At 71.4% G+C, this 20542-nt stretch carries 18 protein-coding genes; 7 read left to right on the top strand and 11 right to left on the bottom strand.

Annotated features, from left to right (window positions below):
* The first annotated feature begins 145 nt into the window (after positions 1-145).
* A complete protein-coding gene (locus tag ABZ249_RS31590) occupies positions 146-1171 on the top strand; it encodes a 6-phosphofructokinase (protein WP_355270045.1) in 1026 nt (341 codons plus the stop codon).
* Positions 1172-1415: 244 nt separating this feature from the next.
* On the opposite strand, the gene ABZ249_RS31585 is transcribed toward ABZ249_RS31590, so the two are convergent.
* Positions 1416-1868, bottom strand: a complete 453-nt coding sequence (locus ABZ249_RS31585; protein WP_220559916.1) for a hypothetical protein — start codon at positions 1866-1868, stop codon at positions 1416-1418.
* Between the two features lie 206 nt (positions 1869-2074).
* Between ABZ249_RS31585 and thiI the strand changes: the two genes are divergently transcribed.
* Positions 2075-3355, top strand: coding sequence for a tRNA uracil 4-sulfurtransferase ThiI (gene thiI, locus ABZ249_RS31580; RefSeq protein ID WP_355270043.1), 1281 nt, complete (start codon positions 2075-2077; stop codon positions 3353-3355).
* A 97-nt stretch (positions 3356-3452) separates the two neighbouring features.
* Here the strand turns inward: thiI and aroF are convergent, their stop codons facing one another.
* The gene (gene aroF / locus ABZ249_RS31575; RefSeq protein WP_220559914.1) at positions 3453-4499 is read right to left on the bottom strand and encodes a 3-deoxy-7-phosphoheptulonate synthase; all 1047 of its coding nucleotides are present in this window, start codon (positions 4497-4499) and stop codon (positions 3453-3455) included.
* A 297-nt stretch (positions 4500-4796) separates the two neighbouring features.
* On the opposite strand from aroF, the gene ABZ249_RS31570 reads away from it, so the two are divergent.
* On the top strand, positions 4797-5429 hold the full coding sequence (locus ABZ249_RS31570; RefSeq protein ID WP_355270040.1) for a molybdopterin-dependent oxidoreductase: 633 nt from the start codon (positions 4797-4799) through the stop codon (positions 5427-5429).
* A gap of 64 nt (positions 5430-5493) precedes the next feature.
* Here the strand turns inward: ABZ249_RS31570 and ABZ249_RS31565 are convergent, their stop codons facing one another.
* From ABZ249_RS31565 to ABZ249_RS31555, 3 genes are read right to left on the bottom strand one after another with little or no spacing between them, the layout of a single operon-like run.
* Positions 5494-6657 (bottom strand): DUF5931 domain-containing protein, encoded by a 1164-nt coding sequence (locus ABZ249_RS31565; RefSeq protein ID WP_355270051.1) that lies wholly within the window; start codon positions 6655-6657, stop codon positions 5494-5496.
* 21 nt (positions 6658-6678) lie between these two features.
* A complete protein-coding gene (locus ABZ249_RS31560; protein WP_355270038.1) occupies positions 6679-7536 on the bottom strand; it encodes a hypothetical protein in 858 nt (285 codons plus the stop codon).
* Positions 7533-8336 carry an alpha/beta fold hydrolase gene (locus ABZ249_RS31555; protein WP_355270036.1) on the bottom strand — a complete coding sequence of 268 codons (804 nt, stop codon included), beginning with the start codon at positions 8334-8336 and terminating at the stop codon, positions 7533-7535. The genes ABZ249_RS31560 and ABZ249_RS31555 overlap by 4 nt, the downstream gene beginning before the upstream one ends.
* A 274-nt stretch (positions 8337-8610) precedes the next feature.
* On the opposite strand from ABZ249_RS31555, the gene ABZ249_RS31550 reads away from it, so the two are divergent.
* On the top strand, positions 8611-9432 hold the full coding sequence (locus ABZ249_RS31550) for a lysophospholipid acyltransferase family protein (RefSeq protein ID WP_355270034.1): 822 nt from the start codon (positions 8611-8613) through the stop codon (positions 9430-9432).
* 69 nt (positions 9433-9501) lie between these two features.
* Here the strand turns inward: ABZ249_RS31550 and ABZ249_RS31545 are convergent, their stop codons facing one another.
* Complete coding sequence (locus ABZ249_RS31545; RefSeq protein ID WP_220559909.1) at positions 9502-10443, bottom strand: ROK family glucokinase; 942 nt, start codon at positions 10441-10443, stop codon at positions 9502-9504.
* A gap of 130 nt (positions 10444-10573) precedes the next feature.
* Entirely contained in the window at positions 10574-10975 is a 402-nt protein-coding gene (locus tag ABZ249_RS31540) for a hypothetical protein (RefSeq protein ID WP_355270032.1), read from the bottom strand.
* A 376-nt stretch (positions 10976-11351) separates the two neighbouring features.
* On the opposite strand from ABZ249_RS31540, the gene ABZ249_RS31535 reads away from it, so the two are divergent.
* Positions 11352-13151 carry an AMP-dependent synthetase/ligase gene (locus ABZ249_RS31535; RefSeq protein ID WP_355270030.1) on the top strand — a complete coding sequence of 600 codons (1800 nt, stop codon included), beginning with the start codon at positions 11352-11354 and terminating at the stop codon, positions 13149-13151.
* 661 nt (positions 13152-13812) lie between these two features.
* On the opposite strand, the gene ABZ249_RS31530 is transcribed toward ABZ249_RS31535, so the two are convergent.
* The 4 genes from ABZ249_RS31530 to ABZ249_RS31515 all read right to left on the bottom strand — a co-directional run bounded on the left by ABZ249_RS31530 (position 13813) and on the right by ABZ249_RS31515 (position 18120).
* A complete protein-coding gene (locus ABZ249_RS31530; RefSeq protein ID WP_355270028.1) occupies positions 13813-15465 on the bottom strand; it encodes a cytochrome bc complex cytochrome b subunit in 1653 nt (550 codons plus the stop codon).
* A 3-nt stretch (positions 15466-15468) separates the two neighbouring features.
* Positions 15469-16584 carry a Rieske 2Fe-2S domain-containing protein gene (locus ABZ249_RS31525; protein ID WP_355270026.1) on the bottom strand — a complete coding sequence of 372 codons (1116 nt, stop codon included), beginning with the start codon at positions 16582-16584 and terminating at the stop codon, positions 15469-15471.
* Entirely contained in the window at positions 16577-17470 is an 894-nt protein-coding gene (locus ABZ249_RS31520) for a c-type cytochrome (protein WP_355270024.1), read from the bottom strand. The genes ABZ249_RS31525 and ABZ249_RS31520 overlap by 8 nt, the downstream gene beginning before the upstream one ends.
* 95 nt (positions 17471-17565) lie before the next feature.
* On the bottom strand, positions 17566-18120 hold the full coding sequence (locus tag ABZ249_RS31515) for a heme-copper oxidase subunit III (RefSeq protein WP_355270022.1): 555 nt from the start codon (positions 18118-18120) through the stop codon (positions 17566-17568).
* Positions 18121-18674: 554 nt separating this feature from the next.
* Between ABZ249_RS31515 and ABZ249_RS31510 the strand changes: the two genes are divergently transcribed.
* Positions 18675-19112, top strand: a complete 438-nt coding sequence (locus ABZ249_RS31510; protein WP_220559901.1) for a hypothetical protein — start codon at positions 18675-18677, stop codon at positions 19110-19112.
* A gap of 199 nt (positions 19113-19311) precedes the next feature.
* Positions 19312-20397, top strand: a complete 1086-nt coding sequence (trpD, locus tag ABZ249_RS31505; RefSeq protein WP_355270020.1) for an anthranilate phosphoribosyltransferase — start codon at positions 19312-19314, stop codon at positions 20395-20397.
* The last annotated feature ends 145 nt before the right edge of the window (positions 20398-20542 follow it).

Raw genomic sequence — 20542 nt, 5'->3', positions numbered from 1 at the left:
GGTACAGGGGGCCCGTTCCGGGCGGACCGCGGCGGAGTTCGGACGGTGTTCACCGGCCCGGGTTGGCCTGGGATCGCCCGTACCACTATGGTCTAGACCATATGGCGCCAAGCGCCGTGGAACCCACAACGTCGAGGAGATTCGTATGCGCGTCGGGGTGCTGACCGGTGGCGGCGACTGCCCTGGTCTGAACGCGGTCATCCGGGCCGTGGTCCGCAAGGGCATCAAGGACTACGGCTACGAGTTCGTCGGTTTCCGGGACGGCTGGCGCGGCCCCCTGGAGGGCGACACCATGCCCCTGGACGTCGAGGCGGTGCGCGGCATCCTCCCGCGCGGCGGCACCATCCTGGGCTCCTCCCGCACCAACCTCATGAAGATCGAGGGCGGCGTCGAGCGCGTCAAGGACAACATGGCCGGCCTGGGCGTCGACGCCCTGGTCGCCATCGGCGGCGAGGACACCCTGGGCGTGGCCCGCCAGCTCCACGACCGCGGCGTCAACGTGGTGGGCGTGCCCAAGACCATCGACAACGACCTCAACGCCACGGACTACACCTTCGGCTTCGACACGGCCGTCAACATCGCCATGGAGGCGATCGACCGCCTGCACACCACCGCCGAGTCGCACCACCGCGCCCTGGTCGTGGAGGTCATGGGCCGCCACGCCGGCTGGATCGCCCTGCACTCGGGCATGGCCGCGGGCGCCAACGTCATCCTCATCCCCGAGCGCCCCTTCGACATCGACGAGGTCGTCGCGCACGTCGAGAGCCGCTTCCGCACCCAGTACGCGCCGATCATCGTGGTCGCCGAGGGCGCGCACCCCAAGGAGGGCCAGATGGAGCTGGCCACCGGCGAGAAGGACTCCTTCGGCCACGTGCGCCTGGGCGGCATCGGCCAGACCCTCGCCGACGAGATCGAGCGGCGCACCGGCAAGGAGGCCCGCTCGGTGGTCCTGGGCCACGTGCAGCGCGGCGGCACCCCCACCGCGTTCGACCGCGTGCTCGCCACCCGCCTGGGCGTCAACGCCATCGAGGCCGTGCACGACAAGGCGTTCGGCAAGATGGTCGGCCTCCAGGGCACCGACATCGTCCGGGTGGACCTGGCCGAGGCGACCGACACCCTCAAGACGGTCCCCGTCGAGCGCTACGCCGAGGCCGAGGTCTTCTTCGGCTAGGCCGTGTTCTTTCGAACCTCCGCTCCGCCCCGGTTCGTGCCCGGCGCCCCTTGAGGGCGGGGACCCCCGCCCCTCCGGGCGCCTCACGAACCCCCGGCGGCGCAGGAGGGCGTTCAGAGAACAGGCGCCGGGCCGGAGTTCTCGGGGAGCGGCGGAACACGCTCCCCCGCGGGCCCCTCAGGGGCCCGCCGCGCACCGCCCCCTCCCACGGCTCCCGGGAGGGGGCGGCCGCGTTCGGGGCGCCTCAGGAGAGCACGGGTTCGCCGAGCCGGACGGCGCAGGGGCAGTCGAAGGCGCCCTCCGGGTGCCGGCCCGCGTCCGGGGCCACTCCGCGCACCCGGTGGATCTCACGCACCGTGACGGTGCGGGGGACGAAGACCTCCCAGCCCCGCGGGTCCGGCAGGGCCCGCACGATCCGCACCGCCTCCCCCGCGGTGACCCGCAGCGGCCGGTTCGCGTAGTGCCCGACGGTCACCGGCTGGTCGTCGTCCAGCCGGATGTGCACCGCGACGAACCGCCGGTGGTCGTCGTCACGTGCGAGTTCCCGCAGCCACTGGTGGGTGAGCGTGTAGCAGGGCAGTACCGGGAAGCAGTACACGCCGCGTCCCCGGCCGCGGCCGCGGCCTGCCGCACGGACCCCCGAGCGGCGCAGGCGCACGGTGTTCGCGGCGGGGGTGAGGTGGACGAACAAGGCCATGCCGCGATCCTAGGTTTCCCCCGGCGGATACGCACGGTGGTCAACCGGGTGCGTCGTCTTCCGTCCGGACCGAAATTTGGATGGAGCGGTGGCGGAGATGTTCGATACTGGTAGAAGTACGGCGATGGGCGATCCCGGTTTCCCGCCACCGCCGGTCCGATCACGGCAACCGGGCACCCACGCATGTCTATCCGGAGGTAGCACCCATGTCCGCGTCGCTTGAGTCCGCGCCGGTCCCCGTCGGAGGAGCCGGGGACGGGCTGGGCGAACTCTGCGTGCTCATGAAGCTCGGCGAGATCGTCCTCAAGGGCTCCAACCGCAAGCTGTTCGAGCGCCGCCTGCACAACAACATCCGCTCGTCCGTGCGCGACCTGGGCGAGATCCGCGTCTCCCAGCGCGGCTCCGGCGTGATCATCGTGCGCAAGCCCGGCGCCTCCGACCTCGAGGTCGCCGAGATCGCCGACCGCATGGCCAACGTCATGGGCGTCGTCTGGGTGCACCTGGTGCGCCGGGTGCCCAAGGACCTGGCCGCGGTCACCGACGTGGCCGTGCGCTCCATGGAGGGCCGCGAGGGCACCTTCGCGGTGCGCGCCCGCCGCCGCGACAAGCGCTTCGAGATGACCTCCTCCGAGCTGGCCGGGTACCTGGGCTCGGAGATCGTCAAGGCGCACGGCTACCCCGTGAACCTCAAGCGCCCCGACAACACGCTGTACGTCGAGGTGGACAAGGACGAGGCGTTCGTCTTCACCGACGGCGTCCCGGGCCAGGGCGGGCTGCCCGCCGGGATGAGCGGCCGCGGCCTGGTCCTGATGTCGGGCGGCATCGACTCGCCGGTGGCGGCGCACCGGATGATCCGGCGCGGGCTCAAGGTGGACTTCCTGCACTTCTCCGGGATGCCGTTCACCGGCCCGGAGTCGATCTACAAGGCCTACAGCCTGGTCCGCCAGCTGGACCGCTACCAGGTGGGCTCGCGCCTGTTCGTGATCCCCTTCGGCAAGGCCCAGCAGCAGCTCAAGAGCTCCGGGGTCGAGCGGCTCCAGATCGTCGCCCAGCGGCGGCTCATGCTCAAGACCGCCGAGGTGCTCGCCGACGACCTGAAGGCCGAGTGCCTGATCACCGGCGACGCCCTGGGACAGGTCTCCAGCCAGACCATGACCAACCTCACGGCGCTGGACGACGCGGTGGACCTGCCCATCCTGCGCCCGCTGATCGGCATGGACAAGACGGAGATCATGGACCAGGCCCGCCGGATCGGGACCCTGTCCATCTCGGAGCTGCCCGACGAGGACTGCTGCACCATGCTGACCCCGCGCCAGGTGGAGACGGCGGCCAAGATCCCCGACCTGCGCCAGATCGAGAAGCGCCTGGACGCCGAGGAGCTGGCCGAGTACCTGGTGACCACCGCCCAGGTGCACAAGCCCAGCTTCCTGGGCGAGGCCGCCCCGGCCCGGCTGGAGCCCGCCAAGGCCGCGGCGGTCAGGGTCTGACGCTCCCGGCGGGCCCGGCCGGCCCGACACGACGGGGCCGTGCGCGGATCGTGGGTCCACGGTCCGCGCACGGCCCCGTCGTCGTGGCCGCGGGGTCTCAGAGCCCGGCGAGCTCGTGGCCGGGCGCCGGGGTGAGCGTGCGCCCGGTGAGCGCCGCCAGGGTCCCGGCGAGGTCGCGCAGCTCGGCCAGGTCCTCCTGGACCAGGGCCTGCGGGCCGTCGCACAGGGCGGTCTCCGGGTGCGGGTGGACGTCGACGATGACGCCGTCGGCGCCGACCGCGACGGCGGCCCGCGACAGCGGCAGCACCAGCGAGCGCTTGCCGCCGGAGTGGGACGGGTCGACGATCACCGGCAGGTGGGACAGGTTCTGCGCGACCGGGACCGCGCTGATGTCCAGGGTGTTGCGGGTGGCCTTCTCGAAGGTCCGGATGCCGCGCTCGCACAGGACGATGTCGAGGTTGCCCTGCTGGGCGATGTACTCGGCGGCCATCAGCCACTCCTCGATGGTGGCGCTCATGCCGCGCTTGAGCAGCACCGGCTTGCCCGCGGCGCCCGCCGCCTGGAGCAGGGCGAAGTTCTGCATGTTGCGGGTGCCGATCTGGAGCATGTCGGCGTAGGAGGCGACCAGCTCGACGTCGGCGGCGTCCACGACCTCCGTGACGATCGGCATCCCGGTCTCCTCGCGGACGTCGGCGAGGATCCTCAGGCCGGCCTCGCCCAGCCCCTGGAAGGCGTACGGGGAGGTGCGGGGCTTGTAGGCGCCGCCGCGCAGCAGGGACGCGCCGGCCTCCAGCGCCATCCGGGCCGCGGCCAGGGTCTGCTCGGGGGTCTCCACCGCGCACGGGCCCGCGATGACGGTGACGTTGTCGCCGCCGATCGGCACCCCGCGGACGCTGACGACGCTGCGGCTGTCGTGGTTCTCCCGGCTGACCAGCTTGTAGGGGGCGGAGATGCGCAGGACGTCGGCGACGCCGGGCTTGGCGGCCAGCCCCAGGTCCTGGAAGCGCTCCACGTCGCCGACGAGGCCGATGATGGTGCGGCTGACGCCGCGGGTGACGTAGGCCTCGCCGCCGGAGGAGGCGACCAGTTCGACGATCGAGTCGATGTCGTCCGAGGTGGCGCCCGGCGCCATCACGATGACCATGTGGGTTTCCCTGCCTGTCGTTGGATGTGGTGCGGGAGAGCCGTGGCCCGGTGCGCGGTGCCGGAACGCAAAGAGCCCCGGGCCGCTACCGGCCCGGGGCTCCTGTCGTCTGTGTCAGCGCAGCGCTTTACAGGCGACCGGGGTGTAGGGCCGGTAGCCATAAAAGCGCCAGAAGTTCCGCTGCATGGCTGTGACTATAGCGCACGGTCGCGGCGTCGTCGCACGACGGGGGCGCGTGACCTACCTCTCGTTGCCGCCTGGCAGGATGGCGGTTGGACGAGAGGAACAGGAGGCCGAGTGTCCGAGTCAGCGGAGGACCTGGACGACCACGGCGACCGGCGGCTGCCGCCCGGACAGGCGGCGCGCACCGCCCGGCACCGGGCCCTGCACTACGGTCCGGTGCCCGCCTTCCGCCCGCAGAAGTGGGACTTCCGGGTCATGGGGGCGACCGAGGACCTGGGGTCGTACCGGTGGACCTGGCAGGAGTTCTCCCGCCTGCCCCGCACCGACCGCGTGAGCGACTTCCACTGCGTGATGCGGTTCAGCATCCCCGGTGTGCGCTGGTCGGGGGTGCGCGCCCTGGACCTGGTGGAGGCCGCGCCGCCCGCGCCCGAGGTGACGCACGTGATGGCGTGGGGCGAGTACGGGTACAGCGCGAACCTGCGCCTGGACGACTTCCTGCGCGAGGACGTGCTGCTGGCCACCCACCGGGACGGCGCCCCGCTGCCCGCGGAGAACGGCCACCCGCTGCGGCTGGTGGTGCCGCACCTGTACGGCTGGAAGAGCGTGAAGTGGCTGCGGGCGGTGGAGTACATGACCGCCGACCGGCGCGGGTTCTGGGAGGAGCGCGGCTACCACAACCTGGCCGAGGCGTGGCGCGAGCAGCGCTTCTTCCACCAGGAGGAGCCGGGCCAGGGCCCGCCCCTCTGACCTCCCCCTCCTCTGACGGACCGCCCCCTGGCGGCCCGCGCGCCCGGCGGGTCCGGCCCCGCGGTCAGCGGGGCAAGCGCATCTCCACCTCGGTGCCCTGGCCCGGGGCGGAGAAGACCTCGACCGTGCCGCCCAGGTCGCGCAGCCGCCCGCGCACGGACTGGGCGATGCCCAGCCGCCCCTCCCGTCCCGCCTCCTCCAGGCGCCCCTCCGGGATGCCCGGGCCCTCGTCGCGGACCGTGACGGTGACGGCGTCCCCCTCGTCCTCCACGAGGATCCAGGCGCGGGTCCCGGGCGGGCAGTGGAGCCCGACGTTGGCCAGCGCCGCCTCGACCGCGGCGAGCAGCTCGGCCGCGACGGCGCCGGGCAGCGGCACCGGGGTGGCCGGGGCCGACACCGACACCCGCACCGACTCCAGGCGGCGCAGGGGGTCGCGCAGGTCGACCTCGGGGTCGCCGCCGGCCCCCGCGTCCGCCGGGCCCGGCGCCGCGGCGGACCGCGCCGCCCCCGGCCCGGAGGGGGCCCCGGTGAGGTCGGTGAGCCCGTCGGTGATCATGGCGCGCAGCCGGACCTCCTGCTCCCCGGCCAGGCGTCCGAGCTCGGCGGCCTCTCCCCCGGCCTCGGCTCCGCGGCGGCTCACCAGGGTCAGCACCTGCAGCACCGAGTCGTGGATGGAGCGGGCCAGCTGCTCGCGCTCGCGCAGGCGCGCCTCCAGGGCCACCGCCCGGGCGAACCTCTCCTCGGCCTGCCCGGCCACGCGCGCCATGTAGCCGACCGCCAACCCGGCCAGCAGGAGCAGGACCACGCCGCGGGCCGTGGCCGGGGTGATGGGGGCGCCCATGACGACCCGCAAGGTGATGTCGGCGACGCCGTAGAGCACGGCCACGGCGCCCGCGCCCCGGCGCCCCCAGACGACCCCGGCGGCCAGCGCCGCCCCGGCGAACCAGTAGCCGCTCAGCGGCGGCGCCTGGGTGAGGTAGAAGGGCGTGGCGGCCAGGGCGGTGGCGAACAGGCAGGCGAAGGCCACCGCCAGGTCGGCCAGGAGCAGCCGCCCGGTGCGCAGCTCCGGGCGGGCGTAGGCGGAGGAGGCGACCACCGTCCAGGCCGCCATGGCGACCAGGACCGTCCAGCCCAGCCAGGGGCGGGTCAGGTGCTCGTGGTGCTGGACGAGCAGCAGCAGCGAATAGACCAGGGCCGCGGCGCGGAACAGCGAGATGCCGCGCCACAGGGGGATGTCGAAGCCCAGGGCTCAGACCACCGCCCCGTTGTCGGGGCCGTTGTCACCCGGCGGCCTGCCGTCGGTCATGCGCAGGATGAGGATGACGAACCCGGCCAGGAACGCCACCACCGCCATGAACATCAGCCAGTTGGGCAGGGTCAGCCCCAGGAAGGCCGCGCCGAACACCAGGACCGGTCCGCCCAGCAGGCCGAACCAGGCCGCGATGCCCAGCCGGTCGCCCTGGAGCAGCGGCGGCGGGGGCGGCGGCTCGTAGTGGCCCTCCAGCTCGTCCTCGGCGCGGCGCAGCGCCTCCTCGTCGTCGTCCTGGTCGTCGGGGTCGCCGGCGAGGATGTCCCCCGGCGTCGGCGTCTCCGTCCTCCCGCGGGGCGCGGGGGGACCGGCGTTCTCGGCGTCGGGCCACCGGGCGCCGCGGGAGGGCGGAGCGTCGTCGTCGTAGAAGCGGGCGACGAGGTCGTTCCACACCGCGTCCTCGTCGGCGGAGCGCGCCGGAGGGGCGTCCGGGTCGACGTTCCCGGGCGGGCCGTCCAGCAGGTCCCCGCCGACGGCGGCCTCCTGGTCGTCGGCGTCGGCCTCCTCGCGGCGCTCCTCGGCCTCGGGGACCGCGCGCACCCCCAGTTCCGGCAGTTCGGTGCCCAGGACCCGCTCGGCCGCGACGCGCTCCTCCGCGTCCACGTACAGGTGGTCGGTGGGCGGGTCGTCCCCGTCGCCCCCGGGGGGCTCCAGGACGTCCTCCGCCAGCGGCACCGCGTAGGCCGCGATACCGCTGCGCCGCAGCGCCTCCAGCATCAGGTCGGCGTGCGTGGGCGCGAGCAGGATCAGGGGCACGTAGGCGTCGGCGAGCAGGCCGTTACCCCGACGTTGCGTCATCGGTCGGCTCCTTCCCCGCTTCTGGCGTGGGCCCGCACGAAGGCGAGGCTTCCGTCGAAGATGTCGGCGGCGTCATGGTCGAGGGTCGCCACGTGGTAGCTGTCGTGGAGCAGGTGGATCGTCAGCCGGGTGTTGACCGCTCTCCTAGCGAGGATACGCAGACTGCGCGGTCCGACAACGTGGTCCTGGGGACTCCGGTAGGCCAGAATCGGCGCGCGCAAACCGGACATGCCCTCCTGAACCGCGCGCCACAGCTTCGGGAGTGTCGCGGCGGCCGCGGTGGGGACCCGGTCGTAGCCCCCCTCACCGGCGCCGACGTCGTCCTTGGCGATGTCGCTCTCCAGGCCGGGGGTGTAGGGCAGGAACCTGGCCGCCAGGGTGCGGAACGGCGCGATGAGCGGCAGCCGCGGGTCCTCGACCGCCAGCGAGGGGTTGACCAGGACCAGGCCGCGCACCAGGTCCGGGTGCTCCTGGGCCAGGCGCAGGGAGAGGGCGCCGCCCATGGACAGGCCCATGACGAAGACCTCGGAGCAGCGCGAGGACAGCTCCAGCAGCGCCCGTTCGACCTCGGCGTACCAGTCGTCGCCGGTGGTGAGGGCCATGTCGGTCCAGACGGTGCCGTGGCCCGGCAGCAGGGGCAGCTCCACGCTCAGTCCCGCCGCGGCCAGGTGGTCGGCCCAGGGGCGCATGGAGCGGGGGGAGCCGGTGAACCCGTGGCACAGCAGGACGCCCACATCGGAGCCGTGGTGGCTGAAGGGCTCCGCCCCGGGGATCAGCGCGGTGTCTTCGGTCGGTCTCACGGACTTCCCCCAGGGATGCGTACGGCGCCGCGGCGCGCGTGACAGGACGACGGTGCCGCGGTGGTCACCCCGGCTTCACAGGCGTGAGGCTAACCGTTCCGCGGACCGTTTGTCATGGGTGGGCACCCATGTTCCGCTCTCGTCCCCAAAGAGGGGTGTCGCGCATCACGTGGCACGAACTGAGTATCCTCATCGCAGTGCTGGCCGAGCGGGACAGCGGATCGCGGCAGACCCTGCCCGGAGCTCCCCGCGTGTGCAGGGGTGATCCGAAGAGATGTTCTACTGGGTGGTCAAGGCGATCCTGGGGCCGATCCTGGCCGTGCTGTGGCAGCCCCGCGCCGAGGGCGTGGAGAACGTGCCGCGCCGCGGGCCCGCCCTCATGGTGGGCAACCACCTGTCGTTCTCCGACCATTTCTTCGGGCCGCTGCCGCTGCCGCGCAAGATCACGTTCCTGGCCAAGGCGGAGTACTTCACAGGGACCGGGGTCAAGGGGCTGGCCAGCCGGGCGTTCTTCTCCGGCGTGGGACAGATCCCCATCGACCGCTCCGGCGGCAAGGCCAGCGAGGCGGCGCTGCGCACCGGGCTGAAGGTGCTCAAGCGCGGCGACCTGCTGGGCATCTACCCCGAGGGCACCCGCTCCCCCGACGGCCGCCTGTACCGGGGCCGCACCGGCGTGGCGCGCATCGCGCTGGAGGCGCGGGTCCCGGTGGTGCCGATGGCGATGATCAACGCCGACAAGATCATGCCCCCCGGGCGCACCGTCCCCAAGCTGGGCATCCGCCCGGTGGTGAAGTTCGGCAAGGCCCTGGACTTCTCGCGGTACTACGGCATGGAGAAGGACCAGCGGGTCCTGCGCGCCGTCACCGACGAGATCATGTACGCGCTCATGGAGCTGTCCGGCCAGGAGTACGTGGACCGCTACGCGCAGGCGGTCAAGGCCGAGCTCGAGGAGGAGGCGCGCGAGGCCCGCAAGGAGCAGAGCGCCGACAGCAGGGAGCGCCGCCGGGCCGAGAAGGCGCGCCGCAAGGAGGAGCGCCGGGCCCGCCGGGCGGAGAAGAAGGCCGCGAAGGCCGCCGGGGACTCCCCCGCCGAATAGGCCACGGCGAAGGCCCCGGTGCGCGCACCGGGGCCTTCGCCGTTCCTGCGGGTCGGTATCCTCGCGGGGTCAGTGGCGGGCCAGGTCGCCCGCGCCGACGATGCCCGCCTCGCCGCCCAGCTCCGCCAGGCGCACCTCGGCCAGCCGGCGGCCCGGGCGCCCGGAGACGTGGCGGGCGTAGGAGTCGCGGATGGGCTCCAGGATGAACTCCCCGGCGTCGGACACGCCCCCGCCCAGCACGAAGCACTCCGGGTCCAGGATGGCCGCCAGGTCGGCCAGTCCCACGCCGGCCCACTCGCCGATGGTGCGGAAGCAGGAGAGCGCGCCCTCGTCGCCCTCGCCGGCCGCCTCGGTGATCACGTGGCCCTCGATGTGCTCCACGACGCCGCCCGCCAGCTCCAGCATCCGCCGGCCGGCCGCCGGGTCGGTCCGGGCCAGGTCCTGGCCGGCCGCGACCAGGGCGCGGCCGCTCGCGTACTGCTCCCAGCAGCCGTGGTTGCCGCAGGCGCAGCGGCGCCCGTGCGGGACGACCCGGTAGTGGCCGACCTCGGCCGCCACGCCGAAGCGCCCGCGGTGCAGCCGGCCGCCCATGACCAGGCCGCCGCCGATGCCGGTGCCCAGGGTGACGCAGACGAGGTGGTCGCTGCCCCGGCCCGCCCCGAAGCGGGCCTCGGCCCAGGCCGCGGCGTTGGCGTCGTTCTCGATGACGACGGGGAGGCCCGCCCTCTCCTGGACGCGCTCCTTGAGGGGGTCGTCGCGCAGGCCCAGGTTGACGGCGACCTGCACGGTGGCGCGGTCCTCGTCGACGAACCCGGCCACGCCGACCCCGACGGCCTGGACCTCGCCGTGGCGGCCGCGCAGCTCGTCCACGGCCTTGGCGACGACGTCGGCCAGCCCGCGGGGGTCGTTGGCGGGGGTGGGGTACTTGACGCGGTCCAGGATCCGCCCGTCGTGGTCGACCACCCCGGCGGCGACCTTGGTCCCGCCGATGTCCACTCCGATGGTCAGCATGAGGGGCGGCTCCTTCTCACTTACGCCCGAACTCTGACATAAGTAGCCAGGCCCATGGCATGGGTCTTTTCAAATGGTGTAAACCATTCGATTAAACCAGGCTCGGACCGCTGTGGACACCCCGGCTGTGCTACGAGGTGACCTGGCGCCCCTCCCCCTCGGGGCGCTCCTCGGCGCGCCAGGGCGCGGAGGTGTCCGGGGCGTGCTCGGAGGCGCGCCGCTCGCGCTCCAGGGAGCGCTCCAGCGCCCCCAGCGTCCTCCCCAGCGCGCCCACCATGCCCAGGCCCGCGCGCCCCAGGTGCCCGGCGATCTCCGGGGCCGACTCCCGCACGATGCCCAGGACCTCCTCCACGAGGGGGCGCGGCTCGGGCTCGGTCTCCAGGCGGATGGCCTCCTCCCACACGTCGCCCTTGGGCGGCGGGGAGGTGACCGCGCCGACACCGCGCTTGACCCCGGCGATCAGCAGTCTGCGCTGCAGGCCGTCAACGATCCTCAGGGCGTCATCGATGATGTCGCCGGTGTTCTCCGCCATCAGGTCCTCCTCGACAGGCCGGTTCTCGCTTCACGTTAACCGCCCCGGGGGCGCCGCGCCGGGTGCCCCGGGAGGGATCAGGGAAGGATCAGGGGAGCCCCGATGTTCCACACCGAGAAACGAAACGGACACACGACGCGAACGATCACTGATGTGCGCAAAGCACGACCCGAGCGTATAGTTCGCGTGCGTAACGGGTTCCTGACCTGCACGCTCACCGGACGTCACAGGCCGCACCCGCGTACATACGACCCGCCCAACGGGGGATCACTGTTGGATACCGAACGGCAACCCGTTCTACTCACGAGTAGCATGGTGTTGTTACGGTCGTCACGTCCTTGAACATCCAGAACCCGTACACGTCCAGGAGCATCACGTGCGCGAATACAGCTCTCCCGCGAAAGCCGAGATCTCCGATGACGCGCGGCTGACCGACACGCTCTACGCGCGCGCGGCCGGTGAGCCGAGCGCCGTCGCCGCCCGCCAGCAGGAGTCCGGCCAGTGGCGCGACGTCACCGTCGCGGAGCTGCACGGCGACATCGCCGCCTACGCCAAGGCCCTGATCAACGCCGGCATCGGGCACGGCGACCGCGTCGCCCTGCTGTCGCGCACCCGTTACGAGTGGACCGTCGTCGACTACGCGATCTGGTCCGTCGGCGCCGTCACCGTCCCCATCTACGAGACCTCCTCCGCCGAGCAGATCGAGTGGATCCTCTCCGACTCGGCCGCCAAGGCCGTGTTCGTCGAGAGCCAGGCCCACGCGGAGCGCATCACCTCCGTCCGCGACAAGGCCCCCGAGCTCAAGGAGATCTGGCGCTTCGACGGCCCCGAGTTCGCCGAGCTGCGCGACACCGGGTCCGGGGTCTCCGACGAGGACCTGGAGGAGCGCCGTACCGCGGTCAAGGCCGACGACCTCGCCACCCTCATCTACACCTCCGGCACCACCGGGCGCCCCAAGGGCTGCCAGCTGACGCACCGGAACTTCCTCTTCATCGCGCACAGCGCCCTCGAGGGCCCCGCCAAGCAGGTCCTGCGCGGCCGGGAGAACCCCTCCACCCTGCTCTTCCTGCCGCTGGCGCACGTGTTCGCCCGCTTCGTGCAGGTGATGGTCATCGAGGCCAAGGCCACCCTGGGCCACTACCCCTCCACCGGGCCCGACCTCATCGAGCAGTTCTCGGTGTTCAAGCCGACCTTCCTGCTGGCCGTGCCGCGCGTGTTCGAGAAGGTGTACACCAAGGCCGAGCAGAAGGCCACGGCCGAGGGCAAGGGCAAGATCTTCGCCGCGGCCGCCGACACCGCCATCGCCTACAGCCAGGCGCTGGCCACCGGGCGCATCCCCCTCACGCTCAAGCTCAAGCACGCCCTGTTCGCCAAGCTGGTCTACGGCAAGCTCCTGGCGGCGCTGGGCGGCAACGCCGAGTACGCGGTCTCCGGCGGCTCCGCGCTGGGCGCGCGGCTGGGCCACTTCTTCCGCGGCATCGGGTTCACCATCATCGAGGGCTACGGCCTCACCGAGACCACCGCCCCGACCTCCGTGAACAGCCCGGAGTTCAACAAGATCGGCACCGTCGGCCAGCCGATGCCGGGCACCACCATCCGCATCGCCGAGGACGGGGAGATCCTCCTCAAGGGCGACCACATCATGGTGGGCTACTGGAACAACGAGAAGGCCTCCCAGGAGGCGTTCACCGAGGACGGCTTCTACCGGACCGGCGACCTGGGATCGCTGGACGACGACGGCTTCCTCAGCATCACGGGGCGCAAGAAGGAGATCATCGTCACCGCGGGCGGCAAGAACGTCGCCCCGGCGGTGCTCGAGGACCGCATCCGCGCCCACGCCCTGGTCAGCCAGTGCATGGTGGTCGGCGACAACCGCAAGTTCATCGCCGCGCTGGTGACGATCGACCCCGAGTCCTTCGAGCAGTGGAAGGCCGCCAACAAGAAGACCGGCGGCATCCCGGAGCTCACCGAGGACCCGGACCTGGTCGCGGCCATCCAGGAGGCGGTCGACCACGCCAACCAGGCGGTGTCCAAGGCCGAGGCGATCAAGAAGTTCAAGATCCTGCCCAGCGACTTCACCGAGGAGAGCGGCCAGATGACCGCCTCCCTGAAGGTCAAGCGCCACGTGGTGAACAAGGAGTGGAGCAAGGAGATCGAGGAGATCTACGCGGGCTGATCTCCACCCTTCACCGGCCGGTCCTCCTCTTCGAGGGGGACCGGTTTTTTCGGGCCCGCCGAAACCCCCGACATACCGGACACCGATCCCACCGGCCCCACCCGCGGCCGGGGGCGGGGCGATCGGGGGCCGAGCCACGACCGGAGGGAGGACCGCCTCCCCGGCCCGAGACAGCGGGCGCCCTGGCGGCGCGCACACCCGGGGGCGGAGGCCCCGCGACGCCCTCCGGCGGTGGCCAAGGGCCCCGGACGGGTGGGAAACCCCCTGCGGCGGGGGTAGCGGTTCGCCTTCCGGCTGTGGCTCAGGTTCCCGGTCGGGTGGACGACCCCCTACGGCCGGGGCCCGCAGGTACGCGCGGCCCTCACCCCCGTGTGTCCGGGGTGGAGGGTGTGTCCACCCCGACCCCCTGGGGTCGAAGGAGATGATCCGCCCTCCGGTAGTGGCTCGGCCCCCGACAGACCCGCCCGTCACCCACCACAGCGTTGAAAGGGCATGGGGTCGCCCGTCCGGTCGAGGTGCGGGCCCCACAGCGCCCATCGACCGCCCCCGTGGGCCCCTACAGCGGAGGCCCGGCAACGGGCTCCTGAGGGCCCCGGGCGGGCACCCCCCGAAAACGCAGGGACCCGGCCGTCGGCCGGGTCCCTGTGGGGCTTCACCTCGGTCAGTGGTGGGAAGCGTGCTCCTTCACGACCTCGTCGGAGTGGTGGAGGTGGTGGCCGCTGTGCGGCTCCACCCCGTCCAGGGACACGTTGTCCTTGGTGTACCACTCGGCGAGGGCGCGGCGGAGGCGGCCCTTGGCCTTGCGCGACGCGGGGTTCTTGACGCCCTTGTCGTCGGTCTCGGGCTCGGTGAGGGCCGTGGAGGTGATCTCCGGCTTGCTGGCCAGGATCTCCGTGGTCTCCTCCGAGTTGCGCTTGTGCACCTCGATGAACTCACCGCTGGGCAGCTGCTGGATGATGCCGCTCTCGTACCCGTGCTCCAGGCTGTCCCGGTCACGGCGCTGCAGGCCCAGGCAGATGCGCTTGGCGGCGATGAAGGCGATGATCGGCCCGACGATGGCCAGTACACGGAAGATGTACGTGGTCACGTACAGGCTGATCGAGAACGTCTCCGAGATGATGTCGTTCGACCCGGCGAGCCACAGGATCCCGTAGAACGTGATGCCCGCGGCGCCCACGGCGGTGCGGACCGGGGCGTTGCGCGGCCGGTCGGCCACGTTGTGCGCCCGCTTGTCGCCGGTGATCCACTGCTCCAGGAACGGCCAGGCGCCCAGACCGCCGAAGATGATGCCCGGGATGACGAGTCCGGGCACCAGCACGCCGATGGGAACGGCGTAGCCGAAGATCTGGAAGTCGAACCAGTTCGGGAAGATGCGCAGCGAACCCTCCATGAAGCCCATGTACCAGTCGGGCTGGAGCCCGGAGGTGATGGACGTCGGGGTGAAGGGCCCGAACAGGTGGATCGGGTTGATCTGCACGAACGCGCTCAGACCCGCGATCACCGCGAAGGTGAAGAAGAAGAACCCGCCGGCCTTGACCGCGAAGCCGGGGAACATCGGGGTTCCCACCACGGTCTTGTCCGTACGCCCCGGTCCGGGGTACTGGGTGTGCTTCTGGTGCCACAGGATCATGAAGTGCGCGACGATGAGCCCCAGCAGGAGCGCCGGGATCGCCAGCACGTGCAGCATGTACAGGCGCGTGATGATGTCCTCGCCGGGGAACTCCCCGCCGAACAGGAACATCGAGATGTACGTGCCGACCAGCGGCAGCGCCAGCATCACGCCCTGGAGGATGCGGACGCCCATGCCCGAGGGCAGGTCGTCCGGCAGCGAGTAGCCGAAGAGGCCCTCGAGCATCGCCAGGGTGAAGATCACGACGCCGATGATCCAGTTGATCTCGCGCGGCTTGCGGAACGCCCCGGTGAAGAACACGCGGAGCATGTGCACGACGAGCGAGGCCACGAAGATCAGCGCGGCCCAGTGGTGGATCTGGCGGACCAGGAACCCGCCGCGCACCGCGAAGTCGATGTGCAGCGTCGAGGCGTACGCCTCCGACATGACGACGCCGTTGAGGCGCTCGTAGGGCCCGTCGTAGACGACCTCGATCATGCTCGGCTTGAACCAGAGCGTGAGGAAGACACCGGTGACGAGCAGGATGATGAACGAGTACAGCGCGATCTCGCCCAGCATGAACGACCAGTGGTTCGGGAAGACCTTGCGCAGGTTCTTCTCGCCCATCTTGGCGACGTGGAAGCGGTCGTCGATGAAGTTGCCGACGCCGCGCAGCGCCTTGGGTGCTTGGGTGGTCTTGCTCATCGACTAGTCCTTCGCGTAATCCCAGAACGTCGGACCGGGCGGCTCGGTGAAGTCGCCCCGCGCGATGAGGTAGCCCTCATCGTCGACGCCGATGGGAAGCTGCGGCAGCGGCCGGTGGGCCGGGCCGAAGACGACCTTGGCGGCGTCCGACGCGTCGAACGTGGACTGGTGGCACGGGCACAGGATGCGGTGCGTCGTGCGCTCGTACAGCGCGGCCGGGCAGCCCACGTGGGTGCAGATCTTCGAGTAGGCGATGATCCCATTGTGCGTCCAATTCAGACGCGGGGCCACCTCCCCGTCGACCTCGATCTCGTCCTCCATGCTCGGCTTCCAGTCCTCGGCCGGCATCTTGATGAGCAGGATGACGGACTTGGCGGAGTCGTTGAGGCTGATCCCGTGCGGGTAGTGGTCGTCGTCGACGGCGGGGAGGGCGGAGATCATCCCGTACGGGTCGTTCTCGAAGTCCTCGGCGCGCACGTAGCGGTGCGTGCCCTCGACGTACATGCGGCGGCCGTTCTCCCACGGCGTGTTCTTCAGCTTGTCGCCGGGCAGCGGGCCGGTGTCGCGCAGCAGCACGAGCGGGGCCAGGCCCAGCGGCACCATCGCCAGGATGAGGGTGCGGCGCATGAGCGGGCGCTTGGTGAACCCGCTCTCGTCGGCGCCCCGCATGAAGAAGTCGCTGAAGGACCCCTTCTCCTGGTCGCTGGAGGGCAGCTCGTCGTAGGGCGAGGAGACCTCGTAGTGCGGCATGACCTTGCGGGCCCACACCGTCATGCCCGCGCCGACGCCGAACATGGCGAGGGTGAGCGTGCCGCCCAGGAGCATGTTCGAGTACTGGCCCAGCTGCGGGTCGGCGATCTCGCCGGGGGTGAACAGGAAGTAGGAGACCAGGAACCCCATCCCGCCCAGGAAGGCGAGGACGAACCAGAGGGAGGCGACCCTCTCTCCGGCCCGCTGCTCCTCCTCGGAGCTGAAGTGGGTCTCCGACGCCGGGTACGGGCCGGCGTGCTCTTCCTCCGGACGGGGGCCGTCGGTCACGACGGGCTTGTCGTCCGTGGGGGTGCCGACGACGCGCTCGGGCGTCTCGTCACCGTTGTTGTTGGTGTTGTTCTCAGTCATGGGCACGCTGCTTCGCGGTGATCCAGATCGCGCAGGCGACGATCAGGGCGAGCCCGACGACCCACCCGATCAGGCCTTCGGCGACCTGGCCGACCCGCTGGAGGTCGAAAATGCCACCGGCGTTCGGTTCGGCCTGGAGGGTCTTGACGTAGGAGATGAGCTCCTGCTTCTCCTCCGGCGCGAGGACGCCGTCGCTGAACATCGGCATGGCGCCGGGGCCGCTGACCATGGCCTCGTAGATCTCACGCGGAGTCGAGTCGTGGATCTCGGGCGCCCACCGGCCGTCGGTGAGCGCGCCGCCGCCGCCGGACCAGCCGTGGCAGTGGGCGCAGTTGGTCAGGTACAGGCGCATGCCCATCTCGGTGTCATCGGCACCGGAGATGTAGTCGTCGTACTCGGCCTCGTACTCCTCGAGGGCCGCCTGGTACTCGGCCTCGGCCTCCTCGACGGCCTCGTGGTAGGCCTCATCGCTGTCGAAGTCGCTGCGGAGCGGCTCGAAGTCGGCGAAGTCCGGGGCGACGTCGGGAACGTCGTACGGGACCTCGGCGCCGTTGTCGCCGTTGCGGATCGACTCGTTGTAGTAGGCGATCAGGTTGGCCAGTTCCTGCTCGGTCATGACCATCGGCTTGCGCGGCATCTGCGCGTCCGGGTTCATGGACGGCATGCGGCCGGTGCTGACCTGGAAGTCGATCGCCGCGGGACCAACGTCGCGCAGGTCCGGGCCGAACTCGCCGCCCGAACCGTCCAGGCCGTGGCACGAGGCGCAGGTCTGGTCGAAGATGGTCTTGCCCTCGGCGACGTCCACGTCCTCGGGGGACGGGGCGTCAGCGGCGAGGGTCTGCGCCTGCGCCTGGTCGGAGGTGGGCGCCACTGCGGCGTACCCCACCCCGAACAGGGCTAGCGCGAGGATGACGACGACATACCCCGCAAGGGGATGCCGTCGCCGCGCGGTAATCCATTTCACGGTTTCCCCGTTTCGGGTTACTGGATGAAGTAGATGGTGAAGAACAAAGCGATCCAGACCACGTCGACGAAGTGCCAGTAGTAGGACACGACGATCGCACTGGTCGCCTGCTGGTGAGTGAAGCGCTTCGCTGCGTACGTACGTCCCAGCATGATGAGGAACGCGATCAGACCACCGATGACGTGGAGTCCGTGGAAGCCCGTGGTCAGGTAGAACATCGACCCGTAGGGGCTGGACTGCAGGGTGAGGCCCTCGTGCGCGATGAGTTCGTAGTACTCGTACGCCTGCCCCAGAACGAAGAACAGGCCCATGAAGAACGTGAGGAAGAACCACATGCGCAGCTTCTTCACGTCACCGCGCTCGGCGGCCCAGACGCCTGCCTGAGCGGTGAAGCTGGAAGCCACGAGGACCACGGTGATCGTCGAGGCCCACGGCACGTTGAGGTGCGTGTCGGGCCAGGCCCCCAGGTCGGGGTTGCCGTTGATCACCGATCGGATGGTGAAGTACATCGCGAACAGCGCAGCGAAGAACATGAGCTCGTTGGCCAACCACACGATGGTGCCAACGCTCACCAGGTCAGGACGCTTTGCCGCACCATGGGCTGGTGTCGGTGCTGTTTTTGGTTTCGCGGTTGCTGTCGCCACGGGAGCATTATTACGGCATCTCGCGAAGGTCCGTACTCGACCCCCCGTAAGGAGGCGGATCGGTACCGGTATCGACCGTCTCGCGGCCTCGGGGCAGGGGTTTCACCGTGACTCGGGCGTTACTGTACCGCCTCGGCCCGTCCCGGCGGCCCTCCGACGCGCCCGCGCCCGGCCCCGAACGCGATCCTCGGGCACCGAAGGCGTTCCGTACCCCCCTGGATGCCCCTTCAATCCCCTTCGTCCAACGGCGGGACAACGAAACGGTCACCGTTGCACAACGCCCGGCGCGAGGCCGGTTAGCGCACCCCGGGGAGGTACTGGCATCCTGTGGTGTCGAAGGTCTCAGCCCCGCACCGGCGGATCCGGAACTCCTGGGCACCGGGACCCCAAGGCAATAGAGTCAGAGGCACACAGCCTACGAACGCCTCGGCCGCACCCCCCACGGCGGCGGCCCTGGTCCGAAGCGATGGGACGGTTGCGCGATGGTGGACAGCGGTACGGACACGGGTGCCCGGATGCGCGTGCTGGTCTACAGCGACAAGGCCGACACCCGCGAGCAGGTGCGCCTGGCGATCGGCCGCCGACCGGCCGCGGACGTGCCCAGGGTGGAGCTCGTCGAGTGCGCCACGGCGCCGATGGTGCTGCGCAAGCTGGAGGAGACCGACCCCTCCGAGCGCATCGACGTGGCGATCTTCGACGGCGAGGCCGCCCCCGTCGGCGGCATGGGCCTGTGCCGCCAGGTCAAGGACGAGATCTACCGGTGCCCGCCGGTGCTGCTGCTGGTGGGCCGCCGCGACGACGGCTGGCTGGCGACCTGGTCGCAGGCGGAGCAGGTGGTCAGCCACCCGATCGACCCGGTCGCGCTGGCCGGCTCGCTGGCGGAGCTGATGCGCCGCCGGCTCACCGCGCTCAGCGGGTGACCTCCGTGACGAGTGACAACGGCGAGGGGAGCATGCGCCGTCGCCGCGCGGTGGGCGGTGCCCTGAACCACGGCGCCGACACCGGGCGATGGCGTGGCGGCGCCCTCCCCCGTCCCCCGCTGCACTGAGAAGGGCCGCGGCGCGGTCGTGACCGCGCCGCGCCCGTGCGGCCCCACGCCCTTGTCACCCTGGAGTCGAAATGAACGTCCCCGCCGCCGAGCCCCGAGAGAACTCCGCCGTCACCGAGCGGACCTGGGCCAACCTCATCACCGCCCTGCTGGGCGGGACCACCCTCAGCTCCGCCGACACGGCGTGGGCGATGAACGAGATCATGTCGGGCTCGGCGACCGACGCGCAGATCGCGGGCTTCGCGATCGCGCTGCGCGCCAAGGGCGAGAGCGTGTCGGAGGTGACCGGCCTGGCCCGGGGCATGCTCGACAACGCCGTCCGCATCGAGGTGCCCGGCCCCACCCTGGACATCGTCGGCACCGGCGGCGACCGGGCGCACACCGTGAACGTGTCGACGATGGCGGCGATCGTCGCCGCGGCGGCCGGGGCCCGCGTGGTCAAGCACGGCAACCGCGCCGCGTCCTCCTCCTGCGGGACGGCGGACGTGCTGGAGCGGTTGGGCGTGGTCCTGGACCTGCCGCCGGAGCTGACCGTGCGGGTGGCGCAGGAGGCGGGCATCGCGTTCTGCTTCGCCCCGGTCTTCCACCCCTCGTTCCGGTTCACCGCCAAGCCGCGCCGCGAGCTGGCGGTGCCGACGGTGTTCAACTTCCTGGGCCCGCTCACCAACCCGGCGCAGACGACGGCGGCCGCCATCGGCGTGTTCGACGAGCGCATGTGCGAGGTGATGGCCGGGGTGTTCGCCGGGCGGGGCGCGTCGGCGCTGGTGTTCCGCGGCGACGACGGCCTGGACGAGCTGACCACCACGACCACCTCCACGGTGTGGGTGGTGCGCGACGGGGCGGCCCGGCGCGAGACGCTGGACCCGGCCGACCTGGGCATCCCCCGGTCCGCGCCGGACGCGCTGCGCGGCGGCGACGTGGAGTTCAACGCCCGCGCGGTGCGCGACCTGGTGGCGGGCCGCCCCGGCCCGGTGCGCGACGCGGTCCTGCTGAACGCCGGCGCGGCGCTGGCCGCCGTCGACGGGGTCGAGGGGCCGCTGGTGGACGCGGTGCGCGACGGGTACGAGCGGGCGGAGGCCGCGATCGACGGCGGTGCCGCCGAGCGGACCCTGGCGACCTGGGTGGAGACCAGCCAGGAGCTGGCCAAGGACCTCTAGGGCGCGTCCGGCGGATCCCGGTGGATCCGCCGGAGAGCGCGAAGGGGCGGGCGCCGCGCGGCGCCCCCCCCCCGGCGGGGCGGGGCCCCACCCAAGGGTAACCCGCAAAAAGGAAAAGAGTGAGGGTGGGGAATAATGTTAATAA

This window comes from Nocardiopsis sp. NPDC006139 (assembly GCF_040614155.1).
Classification (GTDB): Bacteria; Actinomycetota; Actinomycetes; order Streptosporangiales; family Streptosporangiaceae; genus Nocardiopsis; species Nocardiopsis changdeensis.
This window is presented reverse-complemented; position numbering and strand designations above follow the sequence as displayed.

Excerpts from the sequence above, each read along its gene's own strand:
- ABZ249_RS31590 (WP_355270045.1), top strand. The coding sequence starts at position 146 with ATGCGCGTCGGGGTGCTGACCGGTGGCGGCGACTGCCCTGGTCTGAAC.
- ABZ249_RS31585 (WP_220559916.1), bottom strand. The coding sequence starts at position 1,868 with ATGGCCTTGTTCGTCCACCTCACCCCCGCCGCGAACACCGTGCGCCTG.
- thiI (WP_355270043.1), top strand. The coding sequence starts at position 2,075 with ATGTCCGCGTCGCTTGAGTCCGCGCCGGTCCCCGTCGGAGGAGCCGGG.
- aroF (WP_220559914.1), bottom strand. The coding sequence starts at position 4,499 with ATGGTCATCGTGATGGCGCCGGGCGCCACCTCGGACGACATCGACTCG.
- ABZ249_RS31560 (WP_355270038.1), bottom strand. The coding sequence starts at position 7,536 with ATGACGCAACGTCGGGGTAACGGCCTGCTCGCCGACGCCTACGTGCCC.
- ABZ249_RS31550 (WP_355270034.1), top strand. The coding sequence starts at position 8,611 with ATGTTCTACTGGGTGGTCAAGGCGATCCTGGGGCCGATCCTGGCCGTG.
- ABZ249_RS31545 (WP_220559909.1), bottom strand. The coding sequence starts at position 10,443 with ATGCTGACCATCGGAGTGGACATCGGCGGGACCAAGGTCGCCGCCGGG.
- ABZ249_RS31540 (WP_355270032.1), bottom strand. The coding sequence starts at position 10,975 with ATGGCGGAGAACACCGGCGACATCATCGATGACGCCCTGAGGATCGTT.
- ABZ249_RS31530 (WP_355270028.1), bottom strand. The coding sequence starts at position 15,465 with ATGAGCAAGACCACCCAAGCACCCAAGGCGCTGCGCGGCGTCGGCAAC.
- ABZ249_RS31525 (WP_355270026.1), bottom strand. The coding sequence starts at position 16,584 with ATGACTGAGAACAACACCAACAACAACGGTGACGAGACGCCCGAGCGC.
- ABZ249_RS31510 (WP_220559901.1), top strand. The coding sequence starts at position 18,675 with ATGGTGGACAGCGGTACGGACACGGGTGCCCGGATGCGCGTGCTGGTC.
- trpD (WP_355270020.1), top strand. The coding sequence starts at position 19,312 with ATGAACGTCCCCGCCGCCGAGCCCCGAGAGAACTCCGCCGTCACCGAG.